This is a genomic window from Xanthomonas sp. DAR 34887, from assembly GCF_041245805.1.
Taxonomy (GTDB): domain Bacteria; phylum Pseudomonadota; class Gammaproteobacteria; order Xanthomonadales; family Xanthomonadaceae; genus Xanthomonas_A; species Xanthomonas_A tesorieronis.
The window spans coordinates 767,130-789,399 of the sequence record NZ_CP162490.1 but is presented as its reverse complement, the minus strand read 5'-3'; the positions used below and the strand labels follow the sequence as shown (position 1 = coordinate 789,399).

24 protein-coding genes are annotated in these 22,270 nt (G+C 69.3%); 8 read left to right on the top strand and 16 right to left on the bottom strand.

Going from position 1 to position 22,270, the window contains the following annotated elements; translation table 11 throughout:
• Positions 1-2: 2 nt before the first annotated feature.
• Entirely contained in the window at positions 3-575 is a 573-nt protein-coding gene (locus tag AB3X08_RS03460; protein WP_100225477.1) for an ANTAR domain-containing response regulator, read from the bottom strand.
• A gap of 92 nt (positions 576-667) precedes the next feature.
• Here AB3X08_RS03460 and AB3X08_RS03455 point away from each other — a divergent pair, with 92 nt between their 5' ends.
• Positions 668-1,654 (top strand): NAD(P)-dependent oxidoreductase, encoded by a 987-nt coding sequence (locus tag AB3X08_RS03455; protein ID WP_369936251.1) that lies wholly within the window; start codon positions 668-670, stop codon positions 1,652-1,654.
• A 27-nt stretch (positions 1,655-1,681) separates the two neighbouring features.
• On the opposite strand, the gene AB3X08_RS03450 is transcribed toward AB3X08_RS03455, so the two are convergent.
• The 7 genes from AB3X08_RS03450 to AB3X08_RS03420 all read right to left on the bottom strand — a co-directional run bounded on the left by AB3X08_RS03450 (position 1,682) and on the right by AB3X08_RS03420 (position 10,197).
• A complete protein-coding gene (locus tag AB3X08_RS03450; protein ID WP_369936250.1) occupies positions 1,682-2,950 on the bottom strand; it encodes an MFS transporter in 1,269 nt (422 codons plus the stop codon).
• Between the two features lie 166 nt (positions 2,951-3,116).
• Entirely contained in the window at positions 3,117-3,782 is a 666-nt protein-coding gene (locus AB3X08_RS03445) for a hypothetical protein (protein ID WP_369936248.1), read from the bottom strand.
• A 95-nt stretch (positions 3,783-3,877) separates the two neighbouring features.
• On the bottom strand, positions 3,878-4,687 hold the full coding sequence (locus tag AB3X08_RS03440) for a hypothetical protein (RefSeq protein WP_369936246.1): 810 nt from the start codon (positions 4,685-4,687) through the stop codon (positions 3,878-3,880).
• A 458-nt stretch (positions 4,688-5,145) separates the two neighbouring features.
• Positions 5,146-6,486, bottom strand: coding sequence for a sigma-54-dependent transcriptional regulator (locus AB3X08_RS03435; protein WP_369936245.1), 1,341 nt, complete (start codon positions 6,484-6,486; stop codon positions 5,146-5,148).
• On the bottom strand, positions 6,471-7,910 hold the full coding sequence (locus AB3X08_RS03430) for a PAS domain-containing sensor histidine kinase (protein ID WP_369936243.1): 1,440 nt from the start codon (positions 7,908-7,910) through the stop codon (positions 6,471-6,473). Before AB3X08_RS03430 ends, AB3X08_RS03435 begins: the two co-directional genes overlap by 16 nt.
• Positions 7,911-7,990: 80 nt before the next feature.
• A complete protein-coding gene (gene poxB, locus AB3X08_RS03425; RefSeq protein ID WP_369938398.1) occupies positions 7,991-9,700 on the bottom strand; it encodes a ubiquinone-dependent pyruvate dehydrogenase in 1,710 nt (569 codons plus the stop codon).
• 128 nt (positions 9,701-9,828) lie between these two features.
• The gene (locus AB3X08_RS03420) at positions 9,829-10,197 is read right to left on the bottom strand and encodes a hypothetical protein (RefSeq protein ID WP_369936241.1); all 369 of its coding nucleotides are present in this window, start codon (positions 10,195-10,197) and stop codon (positions 9,829-9,831) included.
• Positions 10,198-10,491: 294 nt separating this feature from the next.
• Here AB3X08_RS03420 and AB3X08_RS03415 point away from each other — a divergent pair, with 294 nt between their 5' ends.
• Positions 10,492-10,728 carry a hypothetical protein gene (locus AB3X08_RS03415; RefSeq protein WP_369936239.1) on the top strand — a complete coding sequence of 79 codons (237 nt, stop codon included), beginning with the start codon at positions 10,492-10,494 and terminating at the stop codon, positions 10,726-10,728.
• A 162-nt stretch (positions 10,729-10,890) separates the two neighbouring features.
• Here the strand turns inward: AB3X08_RS03415 and AB3X08_RS03410 are convergent, their stop codons facing one another.
• The 3 genes from AB3X08_RS03410 to AB3X08_RS03400 all read right to left on the bottom strand — a co-directional run bounded on the left by AB3X08_RS03410 (position 10,891) and on the right by AB3X08_RS03400 (position 13,738).
• Positions 10,891-11,346: a low affinity iron permease family protein gene (locus tag AB3X08_RS03410; protein WP_369936238.1), complete on the bottom strand. Its 456-nt coding sequence runs from the start codon at positions 11,344-11,346 to the stop codon at positions 10,891-10,893.
• A 176-nt stretch (positions 11,347-11,522) separates the two neighbouring features.
• Positions 11,523-12,650, bottom strand: a complete 1,128-nt coding sequence (locus tag AB3X08_RS03405) for a fatty acid desaturase family protein (RefSeq protein WP_369936237.1) — start codon at positions 12,648-12,650, stop codon at positions 11,523-11,525.
• An 11-nt stretch (positions 12,651-12,661) separates the two neighbouring features.
• The gene (locus AB3X08_RS03400; RefSeq protein WP_369936235.1) at positions 12,662-13,738 is read right to left on the bottom strand and encodes a ferredoxin reductase; all 1,077 of its coding nucleotides are present in this window, start codon (positions 13,736-13,738) and stop codon (positions 12,662-12,664) included.
• A 93-nt stretch (positions 13,739-13,831) separates the two neighbouring features.
• On the opposite strand from AB3X08_RS03400, the gene fabR reads away from it, so the two are divergent.
• Both fabR and AB3X08_RS03390 read left to right on the top strand, forming a co-directional pair.
• Positions 13,832-14,479 carry an HTH-type transcriptional repressor FabR gene (gene fabR, locus AB3X08_RS03395; RefSeq protein WP_369936234.1) on the top strand — a complete coding sequence of 216 codons (648 nt, stop codon included), beginning with the start codon at positions 13,832-13,834 and terminating at the stop codon, positions 14,477-14,479.
• Between the two features lie 222 nt (positions 14,480-14,701).
• A complete protein-coding gene (locus AB3X08_RS03390) occupies positions 14,702-15,568 on the top strand; it encodes an SDR family oxidoreductase (protein WP_184412230.1) in 867 nt (288 codons plus the stop codon).
• 117 nt (positions 15,569-15,685) lie between these two features.
• On the opposite strand, the gene AB3X08_RS03385 is transcribed toward AB3X08_RS03390, so the two are convergent.
• Together AB3X08_RS03385 and AB3X08_RS03380 are read right to left on the bottom strand one after the other, a co-directional pair.
• Complete coding sequence (locus AB3X08_RS03385) at positions 15,686-16,552, bottom strand: NAD(P)H-hydrate dehydratase (protein WP_369936232.1); 867 nt, start codon at positions 16,550-16,552, stop codon at positions 15,686-15,688.
• Complete coding sequence (locus AB3X08_RS03380) at positions 16,549-17,304, bottom strand: histidine phosphatase family protein (protein ID WP_369936231.1); 756 nt, start codon at positions 17,302-17,304, stop codon at positions 16,549-16,551. Before AB3X08_RS03380 ends, AB3X08_RS03385 begins: the two co-directional genes overlap by 4 nt.
• Positions 17,305-17,571: 267 nt before the next feature.
• Between AB3X08_RS03380 and AB3X08_RS03375 the strand changes: the two genes are divergently transcribed.
• The 3 genes from AB3X08_RS03375 to AB3X08_RS03365 all read left to right on the top strand — a co-directional run bounded on the left by AB3X08_RS03375 (position 17,572) and on the right by AB3X08_RS03365 (position 19,669).
• Positions 17,572-18,084, top strand: a complete 513-nt coding sequence (locus AB3X08_RS03375) for a ferritin-like domain-containing protein (protein WP_369936229.1) — start codon at positions 17,572-17,574, stop codon at positions 18,082-18,084.
• A gap of 52 nt (positions 18,085-18,136) precedes the next feature.
• On the top strand, positions 18,137-18,643 hold the full coding sequence (locus AB3X08_RS03370) for a ferritin-like domain-containing protein (RefSeq protein ID WP_369936227.1): 507 nt from the start codon (positions 18,137-18,139) through the stop codon (positions 18,641-18,643).
• Between the two features lie 123 nt (positions 18,644-18,766).
• A complete protein-coding gene (locus tag AB3X08_RS03365; RefSeq protein WP_369936225.1) occupies positions 18,767-19,669 on the top strand; it encodes a manganese catalase family protein in 903 nt (300 codons plus the stop codon).
• 45 nt (positions 19,670-19,714) lie between these two features.
• Here AB3X08_RS03365 and AB3X08_RS03360 read toward each other — a convergent pair whose 3' ends face one another.
• Together AB3X08_RS03360 and AB3X08_RS03355 are read right to left on the bottom strand one after the other, a co-directional pair.
• Positions 19,715-20,251: a hypothetical protein gene (locus AB3X08_RS03360; RefSeq protein WP_369936223.1), complete on the bottom strand. Its 537-nt coding sequence runs from the start codon at positions 20,249-20,251 to the stop codon at positions 19,715-19,717.
• A 25-nt stretch (positions 20,252-20,276) separates the two neighbouring features.
• A complete protein-coding gene (locus tag AB3X08_RS03355; RefSeq protein WP_369936222.1) occupies positions 20,277-20,918 on the bottom strand; it encodes a DUF6766 family protein in 642 nt (213 codons plus the stop codon).
• A 214-nt stretch (positions 20,919-21,132) separates the two neighbouring features.
• Between AB3X08_RS03355 and AB3X08_RS03350 the strand changes: the two genes are divergently transcribed.
• On the top strand, positions 21,133-21,852 hold the full coding sequence (locus AB3X08_RS03350; RefSeq protein ID WP_369936221.1) for an SOS response-associated peptidase: 720 nt from the start codon (positions 21,133-21,135) through the stop codon (positions 21,850-21,852).
• 37 nt (positions 21,853-21,889) lie between these two features.
• Here AB3X08_RS03350 and AB3X08_RS03345 read toward each other — a convergent pair whose 3' ends face one another.
• Positions 21,890-22,114, bottom strand: coding sequence for a hypothetical protein (locus tag AB3X08_RS03345; RefSeq protein ID WP_369936220.1), 225 nt, complete (start codon positions 22,112-22,114; stop codon positions 21,890-21,892).
• Positions 22,115-22,270: the final 156 nt, after the last annotated feature.

The following is a 22,270-nucleotide window of genomic DNA, read 5'->3' as shown; positions in this document are numbered from 1 at the left end:
CCTCATCCCAGCAGGTCGGCCATGGCGAGGATGCGCTGGGCGACCTCGGCCAGCTTCAGTCCTTGCTTCATCGCCTGCTGCCGCAGCGCGGCGTAGGCCTCGTTCTCGCTCATGCCGCGCTTGTCCATCAGCAGGCGCTTGGCGCGGTCGATCTGCTCGCGGTCGCGCAGCTTGCCCTGCACTTCGTCCAGTTGCCGGCGCATGCCCGCCTCCTGTTCGAAGCGCGCCAGCGCCACCTGCACGATCGGCGCCAGCCGCGCCGGCGCCAGGCCGTCGACCACGTAGGTGGTGACCCCGGCGCTCACCGCGGCGCGGATCAGTTGGTCGTCGCCGTCGGCGGAGAACATCACCACCGGGCGCGGCGCCTGGCGGTGGATCAGCGCCAGTTGCTCGAGCGTGTCGCGCGAAGGCGAATCGACGTCGATGATGACCACGTCCGGCTGCTGGGTGGACACCGCCTTGAGCAGCGCCGGAGCCGCCGCGACCTCGTCCAACACCTCGTAGCCGGCGTCGAGCAGCGCCTGGCGCAGCTGCCCGATCGGCTTTTCGGTATCGTTGACCAGCAGGACGCGCAGCATTCAGGCCTGGCTAACGGAAGTTGGCTGAGCCGCATGGTGCCATGCAACACGCGTCCGCCGCGAGCCGTCCCCACCCCGCAGGAGTCCGCATGCCGCTGTATCCCTTGTTCGCCGATCTGGGCGGGCGCCGCGTGCTGGTGGTCGGCGGCGGCGAGGTGGCGATGCGCAAGATCGAGGCGCTGCTGCATGCCAGCGCGCAGGTGCTGGTGTACGCGCATGCGCTCAACGCCACAGTGGCGCAGTGGCTGGCGCAGGGCCGGCTGCAGCGGGTCGATGGCGCGTTCGATCCGCAATGGCTGGACGAGGCCTGGCTGGTGGTCGCGGCCACCGACGACAACGCCTTCAACCGCGAGCTCGCCGCGCAGGCCGGGCAGCGCCGCAAGCTGGTCAACGTGGTCGACGATGCCGAGCTGTCCACGTTCCAGGTGCCGGCAATCATCGACCGCGATCCGCTGCTGGTGGCGATCTCCTCCAGCGGCGCGGCGCCGATGCTGGCGCGGCGCCTGCGCGAACGCTGGGAGAGCGAGCTGGACCATTCCTATGCGCAGCTGGCGCAGCTGTTCGCGCGCCACCGCGAGGCGATCCGCGCGCGCCTGCCGCAACTGGCGCAGCGCCGGCGCTGGTTCGAACAGGTGCTGGAAGGGCCGGTGCAGGTGCTGCTGCAGAGCGGGCAGACGCAGGCGGCCGAACAGGCGTTCCACGACGCCCTGCAGCGCAGCGAGCAGGAGGTGCCGCGCCGCGGCAGCGTGTGGCTGGTCGGCACCGGCAACGGCGATCCCGGCGCGCTAACGCTGAAGGCGCTGCGTGCGTTGAACCAGGCCGATCTGCTGCTGTGCGATCCGGCCGTGGACGCCGCGGTGCTGAGCCTGGCGCGCCGCGATGCGACGCGCCAGCCGCTGCCGGCCGACGCCGATGCGCATCTGGCCTTGCTGATCGAACAGGTGCAGGCGGGGCAGCGCGTGGTCAGCCTGAAGCCGGGCGATGCGTTCCGCCAGTTGCCGCATGCGCAGCTGGCCACGCAACTGGCCGCTGCCGGCATCGCCTGCGACGTGGTCGCGGGTGTGGCATTGGACTGATCGGCGCAGCGCGATCGCGGCCGCGCGTCACGCCGGCACTGGCGCCACGGCGGCCGCGGTCGCCGGCCCGCCGGCCACCTGCAGCAACTGCTTGCGGAACCCCACCCACAGCGCCAGCGACAGCAGCGAGATGCCGCCGAGCAGCAGGAACGCGGTGCGGTAACCGAAGTCCTGCGCGATCCAGCCACCCAGCGCCGGACTCAGCGCCGCGCCGATGCCCTGCACCGTCATCACCGCGCCCTGGCCGACGTTGACCCGGCCGGTGCCCTGCAGCAACCGCGCCACCAACGCCGGCACTACCACGCTCTGCAGGCCGGCACCGACGCCGTCGAGGATCTGTACCGGAAACACGCCCCAGGCGTGGATCAGGCTGGCCGCGATCAGGCCGCGCAGCGGCAGCGCGAGGAAGGTCAGCAGCATCACCCACCAATGCCCGCGCACGCGGATCAGGCGCATCGCCAGCAGCGAGGCCACCACCATCGTCGCCTGCGCGACGATGATCGTGGTCGCGGTCAGCGCACTGGGATCGCCCTGGTGCGCGGCGACCACGGCCATGCCGTACAGCGGCAGCATCGCCGCGTTGCCCAGGTGGAACAGCGCCAGCGCCAGGGCCAACACCAGCAACGGCTTGCAGGTCAGCAGGACGGACCAGCCACTGGCGTGGTCGGCACCGTGCGCGCCGCTCTCGGCCAAGCCGCGCGCGGCGCGATGGTCGATCGCATCGCGCGGAATCAGCAGCACCGAGGCGATCGCCAGCACGCCGAAGCACCCGGTCAGCACGAACACCGCGCCGAAGCCGAATTTCCAGCCTAGCAGGCCGGCCAGCGCCGCCGCGACCACGTTGCCGGCGTGGCTGCCGACCTGGTTGCGTGCGATCTGGTGATCGAACCCTGCCTGCCGCACCAGCCCCAGGGTGATGCCCGACAATGCCGGACCCAGCGCCGCGGCAGCGAGCGCGGTCATCACCTGCGCGGTCACCACGCCGGCGAAGTTCGGCGACCACCACAGCAGTGCCGAGGCCAGCAGGATCAGCGTGCAGCCGACCACCACGATGCTGCGCTTGCGTTTGGTCGCATCGACCAGCGCGCCGCCCGGCGTGGTGGCGAGCATGCCGGCGATGCCGCCGATGCTCATCACCGAGCCGATCGCCCCCAGCGACCAGCCCTTGGATTGCAGGAACACGCTCAGGAACGGACCGAGCCCGTCCTGCACATCGGCCAGGGTGAAGTTCAGCGCTTCCAGCGCGCGCGTGCCGCGCGGACGGGCGCCAGGCGCGGCGGCCGGCCGCGCGCTCATCGCCGCACCGCCAGGCGGGCGGACGGAAACGGAAAGCCATAGCGAGGCGCACAGCGAAAGAACGACATGGCGGGATCCTGAGAGCGCCATCGCAGACACCGCGACGGACGCGAAACGATACGCGGCGCAGGGGCGGCCGCGTCACCGCGACCGCCTCTCGCCCGGTTCAGTGCTTGGGTTTGGGCTTCGGCTTGGGCTTGTCGGCGTCGTGCGGCTTGGGCGGATGCGGCTTGGGCGCGATCGGCTGCAACGCCGACGCTTTCGCGCCCAGCGCCTGCGCATGGATCACCGTGCCGTACGGCGAGACCAGCGCGTGGCCCTCCACCGCCAGCGGCTTGCCCACCGTCAGCCATTTGGCCAGGGGCGCGGCGGCGTGCGGCGGGAAGCGCACGGTGCTGTCGTCTTCGAGCAGCGCGCCGTGCACCTGCCCGTGCGGTCCGTGCAACAGCCGCGCGACGACCCCGCTGTGCTGGATTCTGGCCGGTTTTTCGGGCTTTTCGTGCTTCTCGGGTTTCGCGGATTTCTCCGGCTTCTTGCCCGGCTTGTGCTCGGCGTGCGGTCCATGCGGCCCGCGATCGGCGATGCGTTTGCCGCCGTCGGGATCGATCGCCAGCGCGACCAGCATGTCCACGCCGTAGGGCTTGAGTCCGCGCACGCCGAGCGCGATGCCCGGCTTGAGCGTTTTCAGCAATTGCGCCGACAGATGCGGCGCGGTGTGCACCTCGGTGCCGTCGTCGAGCAGCAGGCCATCGACCTCGGCCTTGGGATTGAGCAGGAAGCGGGCGAGCGTGCCGCGGGTTTCCGGCAGGTAATCGGGATCGACCCAATGCATGGCGTTACTCCAATGAAGGTGGGGGGAACCGGCAGCGCCGGTCGCGGCGCCCGCCGCGGCAGGCAGCGGGCGCCGGGGTCACACGGGCAGGCGGATCAGCGCGGCGCCGGCGGCGGCACCGGCGGTGCGGCAGGCGTAGCGGGACCGCCCGGCGGCGGCGGCGCGGCCGGTGCGGCCGGCGGTGCGGGCGGCGCGAACAGGGTGCGCTGCGAGGCACGGTCGCGGCCGAGCTGGGTCGCCTCGAGCGAGCGGCCGGCCGCGGTCGCCACGCCGAAACCGCTGACGCTCAGCGGCGCGCCGACGCGCAACAGCGTGCCGTACTGCACGGCCACATGCGGCGGCATCCGCACCACAGTGCCGTCGCTGAGCAACACGCCGGCGGTGTCGCCGCGCGGACCATAGACCAGGCGTTCGATGCGGCCTTCGGCCTGCATCTGATTCAACGCAGGCGGGGCCGGCGGTGCGGGCGGACCGGCCAGCGGGTTCGGCGGGCGGTCCACCACCTGCTTGCCGCTGCGGCGCGCGCTGATCGTGCTGGCCTGCAGCAGCGGCAGCGTGCCCAGGCGATAGCCCTGCACGGTCACCGCATCGCCGCGGCGCACCGCGGCCTGCAGTTCGGCCGACAGGTGCGGCGGGAAGCCGACCTGGGTGCCGTCGCGCAGCCACAGCCCGTCGACCTCGCCGTTGGGATTGAGCATGAAGCGGTCGATCGTGCCTTCGACAGTGACCGGCGCGGCGGCGATCGCCGCGGGAGGCGCGGGAGGCGCAGGGGGCGCCGGCGGTGCGGGCGGCGGCGCGATGCCGGCCGCCGCGGCAGGCGGGGCCGCGGGAGGCGCCGGCACCTGCGCGGCAGCAGTGGCGGTGGCGATGGCCAGCGAGAAAGCGAGTGCGCTGCGACGGATCATCGGAAGTTCTCCAGGGCGGCAAGGGGTCCGCCTGTGCAGAGGTCACCGCAGTATCCGTGCCAACTTTCAACTACTTGATTTAAAACAAGTAATGCTTGGAGGGAGCCACGACGGGTGTCTGCGCTTCATCCACTGTCGTCCGCTTTGCGGACAGTTGCGGTGTCGGCAGCGGGACACCTGGCTCTTCGTTCGCCTGCCTATCGCTGCGTAAATGGGACGCGCTGGTGTGCTCGGCCGTTGGCTTGTAGGGCTACGGGTAGTGTGTGTCGCGGCTGAAGCCGCTCCTACAACGGCGGCGTTGCTGGTGCGGTCTTTTTATCCGTTGGTGGCGGTGGCGCTGCGTCTGGCGCTTGGATGAGCCTGGTCCAGCGGCGGCGCGTGGGGCAGGCGCGCCTTCGCCGCGTTTTCGTTGTCCGGTGTCTGCGCAAGCGCGGCGCGATCCAACGGCGGGGCACGCCCTAGCCCAGCCCGTAATCGTCGAGCTTGCGATACAGCAGCTGGCGATGGATGCCGAGCCGGCGGGCGGCCTCGGCGCGATTGCCCTGCGCCTGGGTCAGTGCCGCCTGGATCATCTGTTGCTCCAGTTGCGCGATCGCCTCGGGCAGGGTCAGCGCCGGCGCCTCGGCGGGTGCCGTCGCGGCATCGCCGGCCAACAGCTCGTCCAGGTCGTGCGCCTCGATCGTCGGCGTGCGCACCAGCACCTGGCACCGCTGCATCGCATTGCGCAGCTCGCGCACGTTGCCCGGCCAAGGATAGGCGCGCAGCCGCGCCTGCGCCGCCGCCGACAGCGTGCGCGCCGTAGTGGCGCCCTCCTCGAGGAAATGCTGGGCCAGCAGCACGATGTCGTCGCCGCGCTCGCGCAGTGGCGGCAGTTCGATCGGCACCACGTTGAGGCGGTAGCGCAGGTCGCTGCGGAAGCGGCCGTCGGCGACCAGCTGCGCCAGTTCGCGATGGGTGGCGGCGACCACGCGCACGTCCACCTTCTGCGCGCCGCGCCCGCCTAGCGGCGACACCTCGCCCTCCTGCAGGAACCGCAGCAGCTTGGCCTGCATGGGCAACGGCATGTCGCCGATCTCGTCCAGGAACAGGGTGCCGCCGTCGGCTTCGCGGATCAGTCCTGGACGATCGGCGACGGCGCCGGAAAACGCGCCCTTGCGGTAGCCGAACAGTTCGCTTTCCATCAGCTCGGTCGGGATCGCCGCGCAGTTGACCGCCACGAACGCCGCACCGGCACGCGCGCTGGCGCGATGCAGCGCGCGCGCCACCAATTCCTTGCCGGTGCCGGTCTCGCCGCTGACCAGCACCGGCAGGTCCGAGGCCGCGGCCAGGCCGATGCGCTTGTGCACGGTGCGCATCGCCGCGCTGTGGCCGAGCAACGCGCCGGCTTCTTCGGCCGGCGCCGGCGGCGGTGCCGCACTGCCAGCGCCGCCGGCATGCGCCTGCAGCGCGCGCTCCACCACCGCGACGATGTCGGCGCGGCCCACCGGCTTGACCAGGTGATCGAACGCACCGAGTTTCATCGCCTCGATGGTGTTGCTGCTGGAGGCGTAGGCGGTGAGCATCACCAGCGGCACCGCGGCGGCCTGCGCATCGTCCTGGCGCGCGCGCATCAAGGCGATACCGTCCATGCCGGGCATGCGGAAATCGACGAAGGCCAGGTCGATGCCGCCGGCGCGCAAGCGTTCCAGTCCGGCCTGCCCATCGGCGGCGGCGATCACCTCGTGGCCGAACGAGCGCAGCGTGGCCTGCAGCGTGCTCAGGAAGGCGGTGTCGTCGTCGACGATCAGGATGCGCGCCATGGCAATTCCAGGATGAAGGAGGTGATGCCATCGTGGTGCAGATAGCGCACCTCGCCGCCGTGCGCGCGGGCGATCTCGCGCACCAGCGCCAGGCCCAGGCCATTGCCGTCGCTGCGGCCGCTGGCGAACGGTTCGAACAGGTGCGCGGCCACCGGCGCGGGCACCGGCGGCCCTTGGTTGGCCACGGTCAGCCGCAGCAGATCGGCGCCGGCCTCGACCGTCAGCGTCACCGCGGTGCCGGGCGTGGCGTGCTGCTGCGCGTTGCGCAGCAGGTTGTGCAAGGCCCGCGCCGCCTGCTGCGGATCCAGCGTCCATGCGCGCGGCGCCTGCGCCAGCTGCAGTGCAATCGGTGGCGCCAGCGACTCCCCGTCGGCCGGATCCAGCAGCGCCTGCAACCACGGCTGCAATGCCACCGTCTCGCGTTGCAGGCGGATCGGCTGGACCATGCCCAGCAGGCTTTCGACCACGCCGTCCAGGCGCTGGATCTGCGCCAGCATCAGTTGCGCCTGCGCTTCGTCGAAACCGCCCTGGCCGGCGGCGATCTGGTTTTCCAGGGCCAGGCGCAAGGTCGCGATCGGGTTGCGGATCTCGTGGGCCACGGTCGCGGTCATGCGCCCGAGCGCGGCCAGCCGTTCGTGCCGCGACAGTTCCTGGCCGAGGCGGCGCGCCTCGGCCAGGGCCTGCGCGCTGCGCTGCGCATAGTCGGTGACCGCCGCGCCGAGGCGGTCCAGTTCCGGCGCGCCGGTCGCCGGAATCGCCGGCACCTCCGCCGGCGTCGCCAGGGCCTGCTGGATGCCGTGCAAGCGCTGGCTCCAACGCCGCACCACCCAGCCCAGCACCACCGCCGACACCACCACCAGCGCCAGGATCAACGCCACCCCCACCGCCAGCGGGCGACTGGCCGAGGCCTCGCCGGTGGCCGCGACTCGGGTCATCGTCCACGCCGCGGTGCTGCGATCCAGCGGGCAGGCCGCGATCAGCAGCGTTTCGCGCTGGCCATCGCGGCGGTAATGCACCGCCTGCTGGTTGGCGACGCCGCGTTGCGCGGTGGCGACGATGACGTTGCGTTCGGCGGTCGGCACGTCGGTCTTGTGGTCGCTGCCGTCGTAGGTGGGATAGGCGTAGGCGACGAAGCCGCGCTGCCGTTCCCAGACTCCGCCCTCCACGCCCGCGGCGTCGGCCAGTACCAGCTGCAGCACCACCGCGGCCAGGCCGGCGCCGTCGCTGCCGCGCGCGGCGGCGCTGGCACCGTTGTAGCGCTGCACGATGCGCGTGCATTCGCCCTGCAGGCGCGCCTGCGCTTCGCCGACGCGCACGCCCTCGCTGTGCCGGTACAGGCCGAACAGCACCGCCGCCATGCCCACGCACGCGGCAAGGATGACGATCCAGATCAGCAGCAGTTGCCGCAACAGCGAACGGGGCATGGTCCACCGGGCACGCGAAAGATAAAAATGTAGCAGCGCGCCGCGCCGCAACGGCGTGGCGCGCTATTGCCGTTCATCGCTCAGCGCAGGTTGGTCTTGACCAGTTCGACCACCTCGTCGCCGCGCCCGCTCATCACCGCGCGCAACAGGTACAGGCCCATGCCCTTGGCCTGCTCCAGCTTGATCGCCGGTGGGATCACCAGTTCCTGGGTGGCCACGCGCACATCGACCAGCGCCGGCCCCGGGTGCGCGAAAGCCTGCCGCAGCGCCGGCTCCAGTTGCGCCGACTCCTCCACGCGCAATCCGAGGATGCCCATCGCGTTGCTCATCGCCGCGAAGTCCGGATTGCTCAGGTCGGTGCCGGTGTCCAGGTATCCCGCCGACTTCATCTCCATCGCCACGAAACCGAGCGAGGCGTTGTTGTAGACCACCACCTTCACCGGCAGGCCGAGCTGCGCCAGGGAAATGAAGTCGCCCATCAGCATGGTGAAGCCGCCGTCGCCGGACAGCGAGATCACCTGCCGCCGCGGGAACTGCGCCTGCGCGCCCAGCGCCTGTGGCATCGCGTTGGCCATCGAGCCATGGTTGAACGAGCCGAGCAGGCGGCGCTTGCCGTTCATGGTCAGGTAGCGCGCCGCCCACACCGTGGGCGTGCCGACGTCGCAACTGAAGATCGCGTCCTCGTCGGCCAGCGCATCGATCATCCGGGTCACGAACTGCGGGTGCAGCGGCTCGCCGGGCGCTGCGGCCACCGCCAGGTCGTCGAGGCCTTCGCGCGCCTTGCGGTAGTGCGCCAGCGATTTTTCAAGGAAGCCGCGCTGCTCGCGCCGCTGCAGTTTCGGCAGCAAAGCGGCGATGGTCTCGCGCACGTCGGCGGCGATGCCCAGCTGCAGCGGCGTGCGCCGGCCCAGCGCAGCCGGGTCGCGATCGACCTGCACGATCGCCGCGTCCTTCGGATAGAACTGGCGGTACGGGAAATCGGTGCCGAGCATCAGCAGCGTGTCGCAGTTGAGCATGGCCTGATAGCCGGAACTGAAACCGATCAGGCCGGTCATGCCGACGTCGAACGGGTTGTCCCATTCCACGTGTTCCTTGCCGCGCAGCGCGTGCACGATCGGCGCGCCGAGCAGGTCGGCCAGCGCCACCAGTTCGTCGTGCGCGCCGGCGCAGCCACTGCCGCACAGCAGGGTGGTGGCCTCACTCGCCCGCAGCAGCTCGGCCAGGCGTTCCACGTCGGCGTCGGCCGGCAGGATCCGCGGCGGCGCCAGCGCCGGCCAGGCGCTCGACGTCCCCTTGGGCAGCTCCTGCAGCGCCACGTCGCCGGGAATCACCACCACCGCCACGCCCTGTTTCAGGATCGCGGTACGCATCGCCCGGTGCAGCACCTCCGGCATCTGCGCCGGATTGGTAACCAGTTCGACGTAGTGGCTGCACTCGCGGAACAGTTCCTGCGGATGGGTTTCCTGGAAGTAGCCCAGGCCGATCTCTGAAGAAGGGATATGCGCGGCGATCGCCAGCACCGGCTGATGGCTGCGGTGGCAATCGAAAAGGCCGTTGATCAGGTGCAGGTTGCCTGGCCCGCAGCTGCCGGCGCAGACCGCAAGCTTGCCGGTCAGCGCGGCCTCGGCACCCGCGGCGAACGCGGCCACCTCTTCGTGGCGCACATGCATCCACTCGATGCTGTCCATCTGCCGCAGCGCGTCGGTCAGCCCATTGAGGCTGTCGCCGGTGACGCCCCAGATGCGCTCGACGCCGGCGCTGTGCAGGGTCTCGGCGAGCAGACGGGCGATGGTCGGCTTGGACATGGGCGGCTCCGTAAAAAGAAGCGCCGATGCTGGCACGCGATCCGTTACACGAGCGTGCTGCCGCGATGCCAGTTCGACACTGTGGACTGGCTTCGGACCGGACGCCGCGCCACTCAGCTCTTGCCGCGATCCGCATTGCCACCGTTGCGCCCGCCATCCTCGCCGCTAGCGTCCTCATGGTAGCCACCGGTCGCGGCCCTGCCGTGCGCGCCGCCGGCGTGCTCGCCGGTGGCGGCATAGGTGCCGGCCTGGCCGAAGTTGGGCTGGGTCCGGCCGCTGCGATCGGCGCCTGGATCGGCGTCGGCCGCGTCCGGCAGACCCGCATCCTGCCGCGATGCGGTCCGCGACGGGATATCGCGTTCGCGCCCGCGGGGCACGCCCGTGTCCTCGGAAACATCGGCGGTATCGCCGCGATAGCCTGCCTGACGGATGTCGTGGTCGCCCAGGGGAACGGAAGGGCGGCGGGAATCGTGATCGCGCATGAGAAATCTCCTCGATGATCGGATGCCGTGCCGCGACACGGCTTGCGACCCAGCCTGGGCCGGCGTGCGTTAGCGTCGCTACAAGGGGCGATGAAGGCGATGCGAGCGGCGCAGCGCGGCGCCGACGCATCAGGGGCCGAGTCCCGATCCGAGCGACGCCCGCTTGGATGCCGGTCCGGCTGGTGCATCGCCTTCAGACACACGAGGCGGGTGCACGCTGCCCTCGCCCGGCATCCACGCAACGCTAACCGGCCGTTGCCGACGATCTGGGCTCCTAACGCACGGGAGCCGAACATGAGCGGATTACTCTGGAAATTGGCGGTCGCCGGGACCGCGGTCGCGGTCGTCACCGCCTATCGTCGCCGCGGAGCGCAGCAGCCGCGTACCGCAGTGTTTTCGCAGGATCGCGCGTTCCGCGCCGAACCGGACGATGGCGCATTCACGCCTCCCCACGGCGACGTGGTGTCGGTCACCGATGCACCGCGCGGCGAGAACGTCGCCGGGTTGCGTGCTGGTCCGGCGGCGACCTGAGGCGCCGGTTGCCTCGCTTCTAGCAAACCGGACCTTCCGCGCGCCAGCGATTGCAGGCCACACGGAATGCACGTGTGCCTCGCCGGTCAGTGGCCGCAACTGTCGCGGCCGCCGCGTCGCCGCGTCGCCGTTCATGCAGGAAGGCCACCGGCGGCGGCTGCGTCACTGATCCTCGTCGTCACCACCGCCAATCCTGGGCGCGTCGTCCTGGGCATCCGGGCCGCCGCGCCGCGCATTGCGCGCGCGCAGCGCTTCGCTGGCCTTGCTCGCCAGCGCTTCGTATTGCTTGCGGATCTGCTCCAGTCGCTTCTCGTCCATTTCCTCCAGATTGAGCAGCTCGTCGTTGGCCTTGGCGGTCACCCGGATCAGCTCGTCGAGCTTGATCTGCATCGCCGCGGTGTCGGCGTTCTGGGTGTGCTGGATCAGGAACACCATCAGGAAGGTGATGATGGTGGTGCCGGTGTTGATCACCAATTGCCAGGTGTCGTTGAAACCGAATACCGGGCCGCTGGCGCCCCACAGCACCACGATGCCGAGCGCGATGCAGAACGTCCACGGCGTGCCGGCCGCGTACGACGCTTTCTTGGCGACGGCATTGAACAGGTTTGCAGCTTTCATCGCATACCTCGCGCAGTCGATGGACCTGCGCACCAGGCGTGATGCGCGGGCACCGCGGATGATCGGCGGCGGCGCGTGAGCAATGCGTGGAAGGCGCGACCATGGTGCAGCGCATAAAAAAACAGGCGGGAAACCCGCCTGTCGTTGTGTTCGCGTCGCTGGATCTCGGCCGGCGCTCAGCCCATCTGCTGCGCCGCCTGCGGTTGCAGCTGGCGCACCGGACGCGGCCGGCTCGGGAAGGCGTGGCGCACGATCCGCCACATCACCTGGCCGAACTGGCGCGGCAGCGAGCCGGTGTTGTAGTGCTGGCCGTAGCGCGCGCAGATCTGCTTCACTTCCACCGCCAGCGCCGCGTAGCGGTTGGCCGGCACGTCCGGGAAGAAGTGGTGCTCGATCTGGTGGCTCAGGTTGCCCGACAGCACGTTCAACAGCTTGCCGCCGGCCAGGTTGGAAGAACCGCGCAGCTGGCGCAGATACCAGTGCCCGCGCGACTCGCCCTTGATCGATTCCTTCGGGAACGTCTCCGCATCGGCGGTGAAGTGGCCGCAGAAGATGATGACGAAGGTCCAGATGCTGCGCAGCACGTTGGCGGCGAGGTTGCCCAGCAGCACGGTCAGGAAGAACGGACCGGCCAGCGCCGGGAAGATCACGTAATCCTTCAGGATCTGCCGGCCCATCTTGCGGCCGACCGGCAGGAACGTGCGGCGCAGCTCGCCGCGCTTCATCTTGCCGGCGAACCAGCGGCCCAGGCGCAGGTCCTGGATCGCCACGCCCCATTCGAACAGCAGTGCGAACACCACCGCGATGAACGGCTGCATCAGGTAGAACGGGCGCCAGCGCTGCTCGGGGAAGATGCGCAGCAGGCCGTAGCCGATGTCGTCGTCCATGCCGCGCACGTTGGTGTAGGTGTGGTGCTTGAAGTTGTGGGTCTTGCGCCAGTTGTCGCCGGTGGCGACGATGTCCCACTCGTAGGTGTTACCGTTGAGCTGCGCATCGCCCATCCAGTCGTACTGGCCATGCATCACGTTGTGGCCCAGCTCCATGTTCTCCAGGATCTTGGACAGGGTCAGCAGCGCCACGCCGGCGATCCACGCCGGCCACAGCACGCTGTGCACGAACGCGCCCAGGAACAGCAGCGCGCGCCCGGCCAGCCCGGTGTAGCGCACCGCGGCGACGATGCGGCGGATGTAGCGCGCGTCGGCCGCGCCCAGGGTGGCGACGGTGCGCACGCGCAGCGCGTCGAGTTCGTCGCCGAAAGCCTGCAGTTCGGCCGGGGTCAGTGCGCGGTTGCGGGGAGCAGCCATGGGAAAGTCCTTCAAAGGTCCAGGATCAGGTCGCTGCTGGCGCTGTTGATGCACAGCTTCAGCATCGCACCCGGTTCGGTGGCGTGCGCGCCGGTGAGCAGGTCGCGGGTCGCGCCGGATTGCTTGCCGCAGGCGCAGCTGTTGCAGATGCCCATGCGGCAACCGTGCTTCGGGCGCAGGCCTTCGGCTTCCAGCGCGGTGAGCAGCGATTGCCCGCGCGGCAGCTGCAGCACCCGGCCGCTGCGCGCCAGCGTCACCGCGACGGTGCCGTGTTCGGCGTCGGCCAGCAGCGGCGTGCTGAACGCCTCGGCCTGGAAGCGCGCGACAGTGCCCTCCAGGCGGGCACGCGCGGCCTGCACGAAACCGCCGGGGCCGCAGGCCAGCACCTGCGCCTGGTCCAGCCCGGCCAGGTGCGCCAGCGGCAGCGTGTCCACGCGCGGCGCCGGCGCGGCGCCTTCGCCGGTGACCGCCAGCTGCAGGCGGAACCGCGGGTGCGCGGCGGCCAGCGCCTGCAGTTCCTCGACGAAGCACAGCTGGTCGCTGCGCCGCGCCCAATAGATCAGGTCCACGTCGGCGGGCATGCCGGCGTCGGCCAGCTGCCGCAGCAGCGCGCGCATCGGGGTGATGCCGCTGCCGGCGGCCAGCAGCAGCCAGCGGCCCTGCGGCGCGACGGGCAGCACCATGTCGCCGAACGCCTGGCCCAGTTCGAACACCTCGCCGACCCGCGCGGTGGTGGCCAGGTACTGGCTGACGCGGCCGCCGTCGATCGTCTTGACCGTGATCGCCAGGCGCCCGTCCGGCAACGGCGTGGGGCTGTAGCTGCGGGTCAGGCGGCGTCCGTCGATCTCCACGCCCAGCTGCACGTGCTGGCCGGCGCGCAGGCCGCGCCAATGGCGGTTGGCCTTGAGGATCAGGGTGACCGCGTCGCTGCTGGCGCGCTCGCGCTGCAGCAGGCGCGCGCGCGGGCGCTGCCAGGTCCACAGCGGATGGATCCGGGTGGACCAGAAATCGAACACCTCCGGCTGTACCCAGGCGCGCAGGGCGCGGGTGGCGGAGCGGGCGGAGGCAGGACGGCGGGCAGCGTTCATGGCGACCACTATACAGGCGCAGATACAGATGTCTATACAGTTGTATATTCACCAAGGGCGTATGATCGCGGCCTTGTCCCGCCCCGTGCGCCCATGACTTCCATCGTTCCCCTGCCCCTGTCCGAGGACGCGCTGCCCGCGCGCAAGAGCGCGATCTCGCGCGAAGACCTGCTGGCGGCGGCGTTGAAGCTGATCGGGCCGCACCGCAGCGTGTCTACGCTGAGCCTGCGCGAAGTGACCCGCGAAGCCGGCATCGCCCCGAACAGCTTCTATCGCCAGTTCCGCGACATGGACGAACTGGCGGTGGCGCTGATCGACCTGGCCGGCAGTTCGCTGCGCACCATCATCGGCCAGGCGCGACAGCGCGCGGCCGGCAGCCACCGCAGCGTCATCCTCAGTTCGGTGGAAACCTTCATGGAGCAGCTGCGCGCCGACGACAAGCTGCTGCACGTGCTGCTGCGCGAAGGCACGGTGGGTTCGGACGCGTTCAAGCACGCGGTGGACCGCGAGCTGAATTACTTCGAGGAAGAGCTGCGCGTGGACCTGATCCGCCTGGCCGCGCGCGACGGCGCGCCGCTGCACGAACCGGCGCTGGTGTCCAAGGCGATCACCCGGCTGGTGTTCGCGATGGGCGCCACCGCGATGGACCTGCCGCCGGAAAAGGATCCGGAACTGATCCGCCAGATCAGCGCGATGCTGCGCATGATCATCCTCGGTTCGCGCACCATCGCCGCCGGCTGAGCGGCGCGCCGGTTGCCGGCACGCCGACACGCGGCCGCCGCGCTGGCGGCTCCAGGCACCGATTTCCGCGATACGTAACGGCGCACCTGTTCGCCGTCGTGCGAGTGCGCGTGCATGAACTGGATCGCGCCTGCGGCTCACACGCCGCCAACAGGATCTTGGCCGTACGTTTACCAGCGTTTGCGCACCCTCGCAGGGTCACCCCACTACGAGGCACGCCCCATGGCCGTTCCGAACTATCCCTTCCCTCCATTCAAGCCGCAGCAGCAGTCGTTTCCCGGACTGACCGACAAGATGGACCCGAAGCCGGACCATGGCGAGGACAGCTATGTCGGCCACGGGCTGCTGCAGGGCAAACGCACGCTGATCACCGGCGGCGACAGCGGCATCGGTGCGGCGGTGGCGATCGCCTACGCCCGCGAAGGCGCCGACGTGGCCATCGCCTACCTGCCCAGCGAACAGCACGACGCCGAACGCATCGGCAAGTTGCTCGAGGCGGCCGGCGTACGCGTGTTGCTGCAGCCCTGCGACATCAGCGACCGCGCGCAGGCGCAAGCCTTGATCGAGACCGTGACCGGCGCCTTCGGCGGGCTCGACGTGCTGGTCAACAACGCCGCTTACCAGCGCTATTTCCACAGCTTCGACGAGATCACCCTGGACGAGTGGGAAAAGACCTTCGCCACCAACGTGCATGCGACCTTCAACCTGGTGCGCCTGGCGGTGCCGCACATGCCGGAGGGCGGTTCGATCATCAACACCGCGTCGGTCAATTCGAAGAAGCCGACGCCCAACATCCTGCCCTACTCCACCACCAAGGGTGCGGTGGCGAACATGACCATCGGCCTGGCCGGGCTGCTCGCGGACAAGAAGATCCGGGTCAACGCGGTGTTGCCCGGTCCGATCTGGACGCCGTTCATTCCTGCCGGCATGGACGAAGAATCGCTGAAGGAGTTCGGCACGCAGACGCCGTTCGGCCGCCCCGGGCAGCCGGTGGAACTGGCCTCGGCCTATGTGCTGCTGGCATCCGATACGTCCAGCTATACCTCCGGGACGTTGCTGACCATCGCCGGCGGTGCGGTGACGTTGTAGGCCGGGATTTGGAATTCGGGATTGGGGATTCGCAACCCCGAATCCGAACGCGGTGAGGTTGCGGCGGCGCTGAGGTTTCTCTCGGCGCCGTTTGTCGTGGGTCGCGCTGCGGTTGGCTCAGTTGGCCGCGAGCAGGCCGGGAATCTGCGCCGCGATCTCGCGCGCCAGCGGTCCCAGCGGACCGATCTGGCGCGCCAGCAGTGCGCCGGCGCGCGCGTGCAGATGCACGCCCCACACCGCGGCCTGCGTGCTGCTGGCGCCGCGCGCCTGCAGGCCGCAGATGATGCCGGCCAGCACATCGCCGGAACCGGAGGTGCCCAGGCTGGCGCTGCCGCCGCGATGCACCCAGTGCGCGCCGTCGGGCGCGGCGATCACCGTGGTCGCCGACTTCAGCACCACCACCGCGCCGCTGTGGCGCGCGTGACGCAGCGCGATGGCCGCAGGGTCTGCGGCGATGCGTTCGATCGGCATGCCGCTCAACGCCGCCATCTCGCCATGGTGCGGGGTCAGCACGACGCGCCCCGGATCGGTCATGCCGCGGGTATCGACCAAGGCACCGGCATCGAGCACCACGCCGCAACGCGTGGACGCCAGCACGCGCGCGATCTGTTTGCGCAGCGCAGGCCGCGCGCGCATGCCGGGTCCGATCAGCACTGCGTCGGCGCGCGCGGCATCGCGCTGCAGCGGCTGCCCGCCGATGCGCAATTCGCCATCGGCGCCGACCGGCAGCGCCACTACGCGCGCCTCGGGCAGGGCGATCGCCATCGCCGTGGCCACGGGGCGCGCGGTGGCCACCTGCAGCTTGCCGGCGCCGGCGCGCAATGCCGCTTCCGCCGCCAGCAACGCCGCGCCAGGAATTTCGCAGCTGCCGCCGATCACCAGCACGCGCCCGCGTTGCTCCTTGCCGGCGACGCCCGCCGCGCTGGGCAACGGCCAGCGACGCAGCAGCGTCGCGGTCACCGGGATCGCGCGCGCCTGGGTCACCGCGGCCCTCCCGGCTGGTCGGCCGCAGTGGTCACCGGCACCTCGAACGGCACCGCGTTGGCCTGGATCAGGCCGAAGCGCGGCGCGCCCTCGACGTCGCCGAAGCCGTATTCGGTGACGCTGCAGTTGGGGACGTCGCCGCGCCGGTCGATCTCCAGGATCGCCGCCTCGTCGAAATGCTCGAGCAGATAGCGCATGCAGTTGACGATGACCTGATGCGCGACGATCACCACGCGCTCGCCGGCGTGATCGCGGCGCAATTCCTCGACCACGCTGCGCAGGCGCAGGATCACGTCGCACCAGCTTTCGCCGCCCGGCGGGCGGAAATAGAACTTGCCGACCGACGCGCGCTGTTCGGCCAGTTCCGGAAAACGGCTGACGATGCCATGCCGGGTATAGCGGTCCAGGATGCCGAACTCCTTCTCGCGCAGGCGCTCGTCCAGCAGCTGCGCCGTCGGCGGGATCTGCAGCGCCGTGCCGATTTCCGCGCAGGTCTGCTGCGCGCGCAGGAACGGCGAGGTCAGCAAAACGTCAGGCCGCGCCGTGGCCGGCAACGCAGCGAACCATTGTCCGAGTTGCTGCGATTGCTGCAGACCCAGCGCGGACAGCGGCGTGTCCGCATCGCGAGTGGCGATGTCGATCAGGTCCTGCCCGGACGCTTCGGCGATATCGCGGGCGACGTTGCCCGCGCTCTGTCCATGCCGCACCAGCCATAGACGTTGCGGCCAGTCGGCGTGATCGAATTTCGGCACGTGGGTCTCCTGTCGGGATGGCGTGCACGAGCCTCGCGCGGTTGCCGTGAACGCGCGGTCGCCACTTGTCCGAGCAACGCGCAACACGTTGCCGCATTCAGCGTCTTCAAAGCAGCGTAAACGCGAACATTCGTCGCACGGCTTTCACCCTTCATTGCATCCCTCCTAACAGGCAGCTGTCTACCTTGGCTTCCAAGGGGAAAAACAGCAGTACGCGGCGCACCCTACAAGTGCGCTATCGAGATCCACATTTTATGGAGGAAGTTCATGACGCGTAGCAATCCCGAGCGTTTGCTGAAATGGCTGCAGGACGCCTATGCGATGGAGCAGGAGGCGAACACGATGCTGACCGCCACCGCCGGGCGCCTGGAGCACTATCCAGAACTGAAGGCGCGGATCGAGCAGCACATCGCCGAGACCCGCGACCAATCCGACCAGGTGAAGCGCTGCATCGAGCTGCTCGACGGTTCGCTGCCGACCATCAAGGGCGCCGTCGCCAGCGCGATGGCCACGGTGCATGCCGCCGGCAATTCGATGATGAGCGACGAAGTGGCCAAGAGCCTCGGTGTCAGCTACGCCTTCGAGCACATGGAGATCGCCAGCTATCGCGCGCTGGTCATTGCCGCCAAGGAGGCCGGCCAGACCCAGATCGCCGAGATCTGCGCGGCCATTCTCGACCAGGAAATCGCCATGGCCGAGTGGCTGATCGAACACCAGGAGGCCACGATCCTGGCCTTCCTGAAACGCGAGCGGACCGAGGGCCAGACCGCCAAGCGCTAGTCCGCACGCTTCACCTGCAACATCCCATGACCCAACTACGGAGACCATCGCCATGGCGATCAAGACCATCGACGAACTGTTCCTGCACGAACTTTCCGATATCTACAGCGCGGAGAAGCAACTGACCAAGGCGCTGCCGAAACTGGCCCGCGCCTCCACCAATCCGGCCCTGCGTGCGGCGTTCGAAGCGCATCTGGAAGAAACCCAGGGCCAGATCGAACGCATCGACCAGATCGTGGAAAAACTCGATCTGCGCCTGAAGCGCATCAAGTGCGCGGCGATGGAAGGGCTGGTCGAGGAAGGCAAGGAAGTGATCGAATCGATCGAGGCCGGCCCGGTGCGCGATGCCGCGCTGATCGGCGGCGCGCAAAAGGTCGAACACTACGAGATCGCGTCCTACGGCACGCTCGCCGCTATGGCCAAGCAACTCGGCAAGACCGAGGCGCTCGAGCTGCTGCTGGAAACGCTGGAAGAGGAAAAGTCCACCGACGAGAAGCTGACCATGCTCGCCGAACAGGGCGGCAACCAAGAGGCCGCGCAGAAGCGCAAGGCGGCCTGACCGCACGACCGCGGCGCCGATGCCGGCGCCGCGGCTTTTATACCCCAGACACCCCCACTGGCCACGACGCCCGATCGTTCGCCGTCGTGGCTTTGCCGTGGGCGGTACTCCAGGAGACATTCGATGTTCATGCACAACAAACGGCTGATGTACACGGTGCGCGTCGCGCAACCGGATCCGGCGCTGGCCTCGCTGATGCTGGAGCAATTCGGCGGCCCGCAGGGCGAGCTGGCTGCGGCCATGCGCTATTTCACCCAGGCCATCGGCGAGGTCGATCCGGGACGCAAGGACCTGCTCTACGACATCGCCACCGAAGAGCTGAGCCACCTGGAAATCATCGGCTCAATCATCGCCATGCTCAACCAGGGTCCCAAGGCGGTGTTGTCCGAAGGCATGGTCGAGGCCGAGGAGATGCGCAACCTGACCAGGAACAACAACACCAGCCAGACCCAGCAGATTCTGTACGGCGGCGGCCCGGCCCTGGTGAATTCCAGCGGTGTGCCGTGGAGCGCGGCCTATGTGGATTCCATCGGCGAACCCACCGCTGACCTGCGCTCCAACATCGCGGCCGAGGCGCGCGCCAAGATCGTCTACGAGCGCCTGATCAACGTCACCGACGATCCGGGCATCGTCGATGCCTTGAAGTTCCTGATGACCCGCGAGGTGGCGCACCAGAAGTCGTTCGAGAAGGCCTTGTACGCGATCGAGCCGAACTTCCCGCCGGGCAAGCTGCCGGGCGATCCGATGTTCACCGACACGTTCTACGACATGTCGCAGGGCGATGGCGACATCAACGGCCCGTGGAACAGCGGCAGCCAGTGGCAGAAGGTATCCGACCGCAACCGCCAGGTGGCGGTGGATGGCGGCAGCGGCGTGCCGAGCGTCGGCCTAAGCCCGGCCGAAGAAGGCGCGCTGCAGGCGTTGGCGGCACGCACCATGTCGCAGCAGGACAGCGATCCGACCACTGGCGCCGATCTCGGCGCCGGTCCGGGCGCCGGTTCCACCAAGGGCAACATTGCCCTGTAACGGCAAGATCCGCAGCGGCGAATACCTTCGCCGCTGCAATCTTTTTCAGGCGCGACGCGGATTCTTGCGCTGCGCCCGCACCCGCAGGCAGGCCAGCGTTTCCGCAAGCGCCGGCAGTACGGTCATCGCCGCGGCGGGCACCAGCACCGCCACCCAGAGCGGCAACGGCAGTGACGGCACGCGCCACGCCAACACCCACCCGGCCTGCGTGGCAGTACTCGCATCGTGGCTGGCGACCCAGCCCAATCCTATCCATGGCGCCATGTCCAGCACGCTGTGCACGTGCTGCTCCAGCGGCCCGATTGCGCGCACGCCATAGGCCGCGCGGGTATCCCAGTAGCCGACCAAGGCGTGCACGACCACCAGCAGCGCCAGCACGCAAAGCTGCGCCAGGCTCGGCTGCAGGCTCAGCCACCCCAGCGTGGCCAGGCCGATGCACAGCAACTGCAGATGATGCAGCAGCGATTCGCGCAAGCCGGACGTGACAGGCAGATGGCTGCGCCGGTGCAGCAGGAAATCGCCCAGGCCGGCGCCGAGCCACAGCAGATAGGCGAGATAGGCGAAGGGCGCGATTGTCGGCATGACCCGCTCCTGGGCAGCGGTCCAGTCAGTCGCCGGTCTGCGAGTGCGGCGCATGCACCGGCTTGGACTGCGGCGAATCCTTCTGCCGCAGCCAGATGGTCAGCACCACCAGGGCGAACACGGCCAGGAACTCGCTCTGCCAGTTCTGCATCGATTCGAACCAGAACTGCGCGCCGGTCACGTGCTCGAAAAACGAAATGGCCGGTAGCCGTTGCATCGCCCGTTCGGCCAGCTCGTGCCGCCAACTGCCCAGCGCATGCAGCACGAAACTGGTCAAAAACAGCAGGCCGAACGCCAGAGCCAGCGAGCGTTCGTACAGCTGCAGCCAGATGCCCCCGGCGCGCACCGGCCATGGCGGCGGGCCGGGCGCGACGCTGTCGTCTTCCTGCTCGGGCGACAACGGCCGCGATTCGGCCGAGCCCCATTGCCGCAGCTTCACCGTCAGCACCACATACATGCCCATCTGCAGGAATTCGCTTTCCCAGTTCTCGAACAACGCACCGATGAAATGCCCGCTGTGCAGATACTCCCAGAACATCAGCGGCGCCAGGCCCTGCTGGCGCAGTTCGTCGTTGTAGGCCAGGTGGCCGCTGAGCGCCTGGCCGGCCATGAACAGCAGCGTCAGTCCCAACAACACCAGCGACAGGCCATTGCGTTTCCAGAACATGAGCGATCGTCTCCTTTTCCTGTGCCACGCGCGCTGTGCGATCGTGGAGATGCGGCGAGAAATATGCGAGCGCGCGCGGGAAGAACGGATGAAGAATCGGCGAACGTGCAACCGGGGGGCGCGCCACACGCGTCGCGCGGCATGTCCGATCATTCCTTCACCCGCGCTTTCCCGTCGTGCGCACTAAGCTGCCGACACGCAACGCGAGAGACCCATGAGACGGTTCGTACAGGCCTTCGGCATCGAGGACACCCTGCCCGCGCAGTTGGACGAGACGCTGCGCGCCGCGCTGGCTGCGCAGCCGGACCACTACAACCTGGGCAAGGGCGATGTCGCCAGCACCATCGTCTGTCGCGATGGCGTCGCGCAGGTGGAGCGCATGCAGTGGGGCATCGTGCCGCGCTGGTCGAAGACCCCGGACACGCCCTACACCACCGTCACCGCACGGCTGGAGCGCGCCGCGCGCAGCCGCATCTTCGCCGCGCCGTGGAAGAGCCAGCATTGTGTGATCCCGCTGTCCGGGTACTACAAGTGGGATCGCAGCCGCAAACCGGCACAGCCCTATTACATCCACCATGCGCAGGGCGAGGTGCTGCTGGCGGCCGGGCTGTGGGAACGCTGGGATCGCGACGAACCGGCGCTGCTCAGCTTCAGCGTGCTGACCCATGCCAACGCCGCGATTCCGGCGCCGCTGACCGCGGACGGACCGATTTTCCTGAGCGGCGACCGCTGGCGCAGCTGGCTGCGCGGACCACGGTTGTTCCCTGCCGCATTCCTGGCACGCGCGCCGCAACCGCCGCTATTGGCCTATCCGGTGTCGTCGGCCTACCAGCGCCGCGATCGCAACGACTACACCTTGCTGGAGCCGGTGGATGCCGATGCACCCGGGCTTGGCGATGCGGAGGACGAGGAAGAGGACGAAGACCGCGAGTGACACGCCCATCGGCGCGTTCGCGCCGCGCGCGCGAACGTCACCAGGCGAAACCGGCGACGAACAGCTTCTGGTCGGTCGGGCCGCGATCGCAGCCGGCCGAGGCGATCACATGGCCGGCCTCCAGCGTGCCGCCGATCTCGCGCACGGCCCGCGCCTCGCGGATGCACTCCGGCCCCACGCTGCCGCGCAGCGGCGATCGCGGATCCGGGCCGACGTGCTCGATCAGTACGATGCGGCTGCCGCGATTGAAGCTGGATGGCACAACGCAACGCGTAGGCCGCATGAGCACCGCTGCCGCCCTTCCTGCAATGCGCTCGGACCGGCATGGCGCAAACCCCCATGTAGGAGCGGCTTCAGCCGCGACAGACTCCCTCGACAACGCCGCGTCGCGACTGAAGGGGACCTCTAATACCCCCCA

Bases quoted from the DNA above. Each gene is read 5' to 3' on its own strand.
- AB3X08_RS03360 (WP_369936223.1), bottom strand. From the start codon at position 20,251: ATGCCGACAATCGCGCCCTTCGCCTATCTCGCCTATCTGCTGTGGCTC.
- AB3X08_RS03400 (WP_369936235.1), bottom strand. From the start codon at position 13,738: ATGAACGCTGCCCGCCGTCCTGCCTCCGCCCGCTCCGCCACCCGCGCC.
- AB3X08_RS03435 (WP_369936245.1), bottom strand. From the start codon at position 6,486: ATGGCGCGCATCCTGATCGTCGACGACGACACCGCCTTCCTGAGCACG.
- AB3X08_RS03415 (WP_369936239.1), top strand. From the start codon at position 10,492: ATGAGCGGATTACTCTGGAAATTGGCGGTCGCCGGGACCGCGGTCGCG.
- AB3X08_RS03370 (WP_369936227.1), top strand. From the start codon at position 18,137: ATGGCGATCAAGACCATCGACGAACTGTTCCTGCACGAACTTTCCGAT.
- AB3X08_RS03455 (WP_369936251.1), top strand. From the start codon at position 668: ATGCCGCTGTATCCCTTGTTCGCCGATCTGGGCGGGCGCCGCGTGCTG.
- AB3X08_RS03450 (WP_369936250.1), bottom strand. From the start codon at position 2,950: ATGAGCGCGCGGCCGGCCGCCGCGCCTGGCGCCCGTCCGCGCGGCACG.
- AB3X08_RS03350 (WP_369936221.1), top strand. From the start codon at position 21,133: ATGAGACGGTTCGTACAGGCCTTCGGCATCGAGGACACCCTGCCCGCG.
- AB3X08_RS03440 (WP_369936246.1), bottom strand. From the start codon at position 4,687: ATGATCCGTCGCAGCGCACTCGCTTTCTCGCTGGCCATCGCCACCGCC.
- AB3X08_RS03430 (WP_369936243.1), bottom strand. From the start codon at position 7,910: ATGCCCCGTTCGCTGTTGCGGCAACTGCTGCTGATCTGGATCGTCATC.
- AB3X08_RS03375 (WP_369936229.1), top strand. From the start codon at position 17,572: ATGACGCGTAGCAATCCCGAGCGTTTGCTGAAATGGCTGCAGGACGCC.
- AB3X08_RS03445 (WP_369936248.1), bottom strand. From the start codon at position 3,782: ATGCATTGGGTCGATCCCGATTACCTGCCGGAAACCCGCGGCACGCTC.
- AB3X08_RS03405 (WP_369936237.1), bottom strand. From the start codon at position 12,650: ATGGCTGCTCCCCGCAACCGCGCACTGACCCCGGCCGAACTGCAGGCT.
- AB3X08_RS03410 (WP_369936238.1), bottom strand. From the start codon at position 11,346: ATGAAAGCTGCAAACCTGTTCAATGCCGTCGCCAAGAAAGCGTCGTAC.
- AB3X08_RS03390 (WP_184412230.1), top strand. From the start codon at position 14,702: ATGGCCGTTCCGAACTATCCCTTCCCTCCATTCAAGCCGCAGCAGCAG.
- fabR (WP_369936234.1), top strand. From the start codon at position 13,832: ATGACTTCCATCGTTCCCCTGCCCCTGTCCGAGGACGCGCTGCCCGCG.
- AB3X08_RS03365 (WP_369936225.1), top strand. From the start codon at position 18,767: ATGTTCATGCACAACAAACGGCTGATGTACACGGTGCGCGTCGCGCAA.
- AB3X08_RS03420 (WP_369936241.1), bottom strand. From the start codon at position 10,197: ATGCGCGATCACGATTCCCGCCGCCCTTCCGTTCCCCTGGGCGACCAC.
- AB3X08_RS03355 (WP_369936222.1), bottom strand. From the start codon at position 20,918: ATGTTCTGGAAACGCAATGGCCTGTCGCTGGTGTTGTTGGGACTGACG.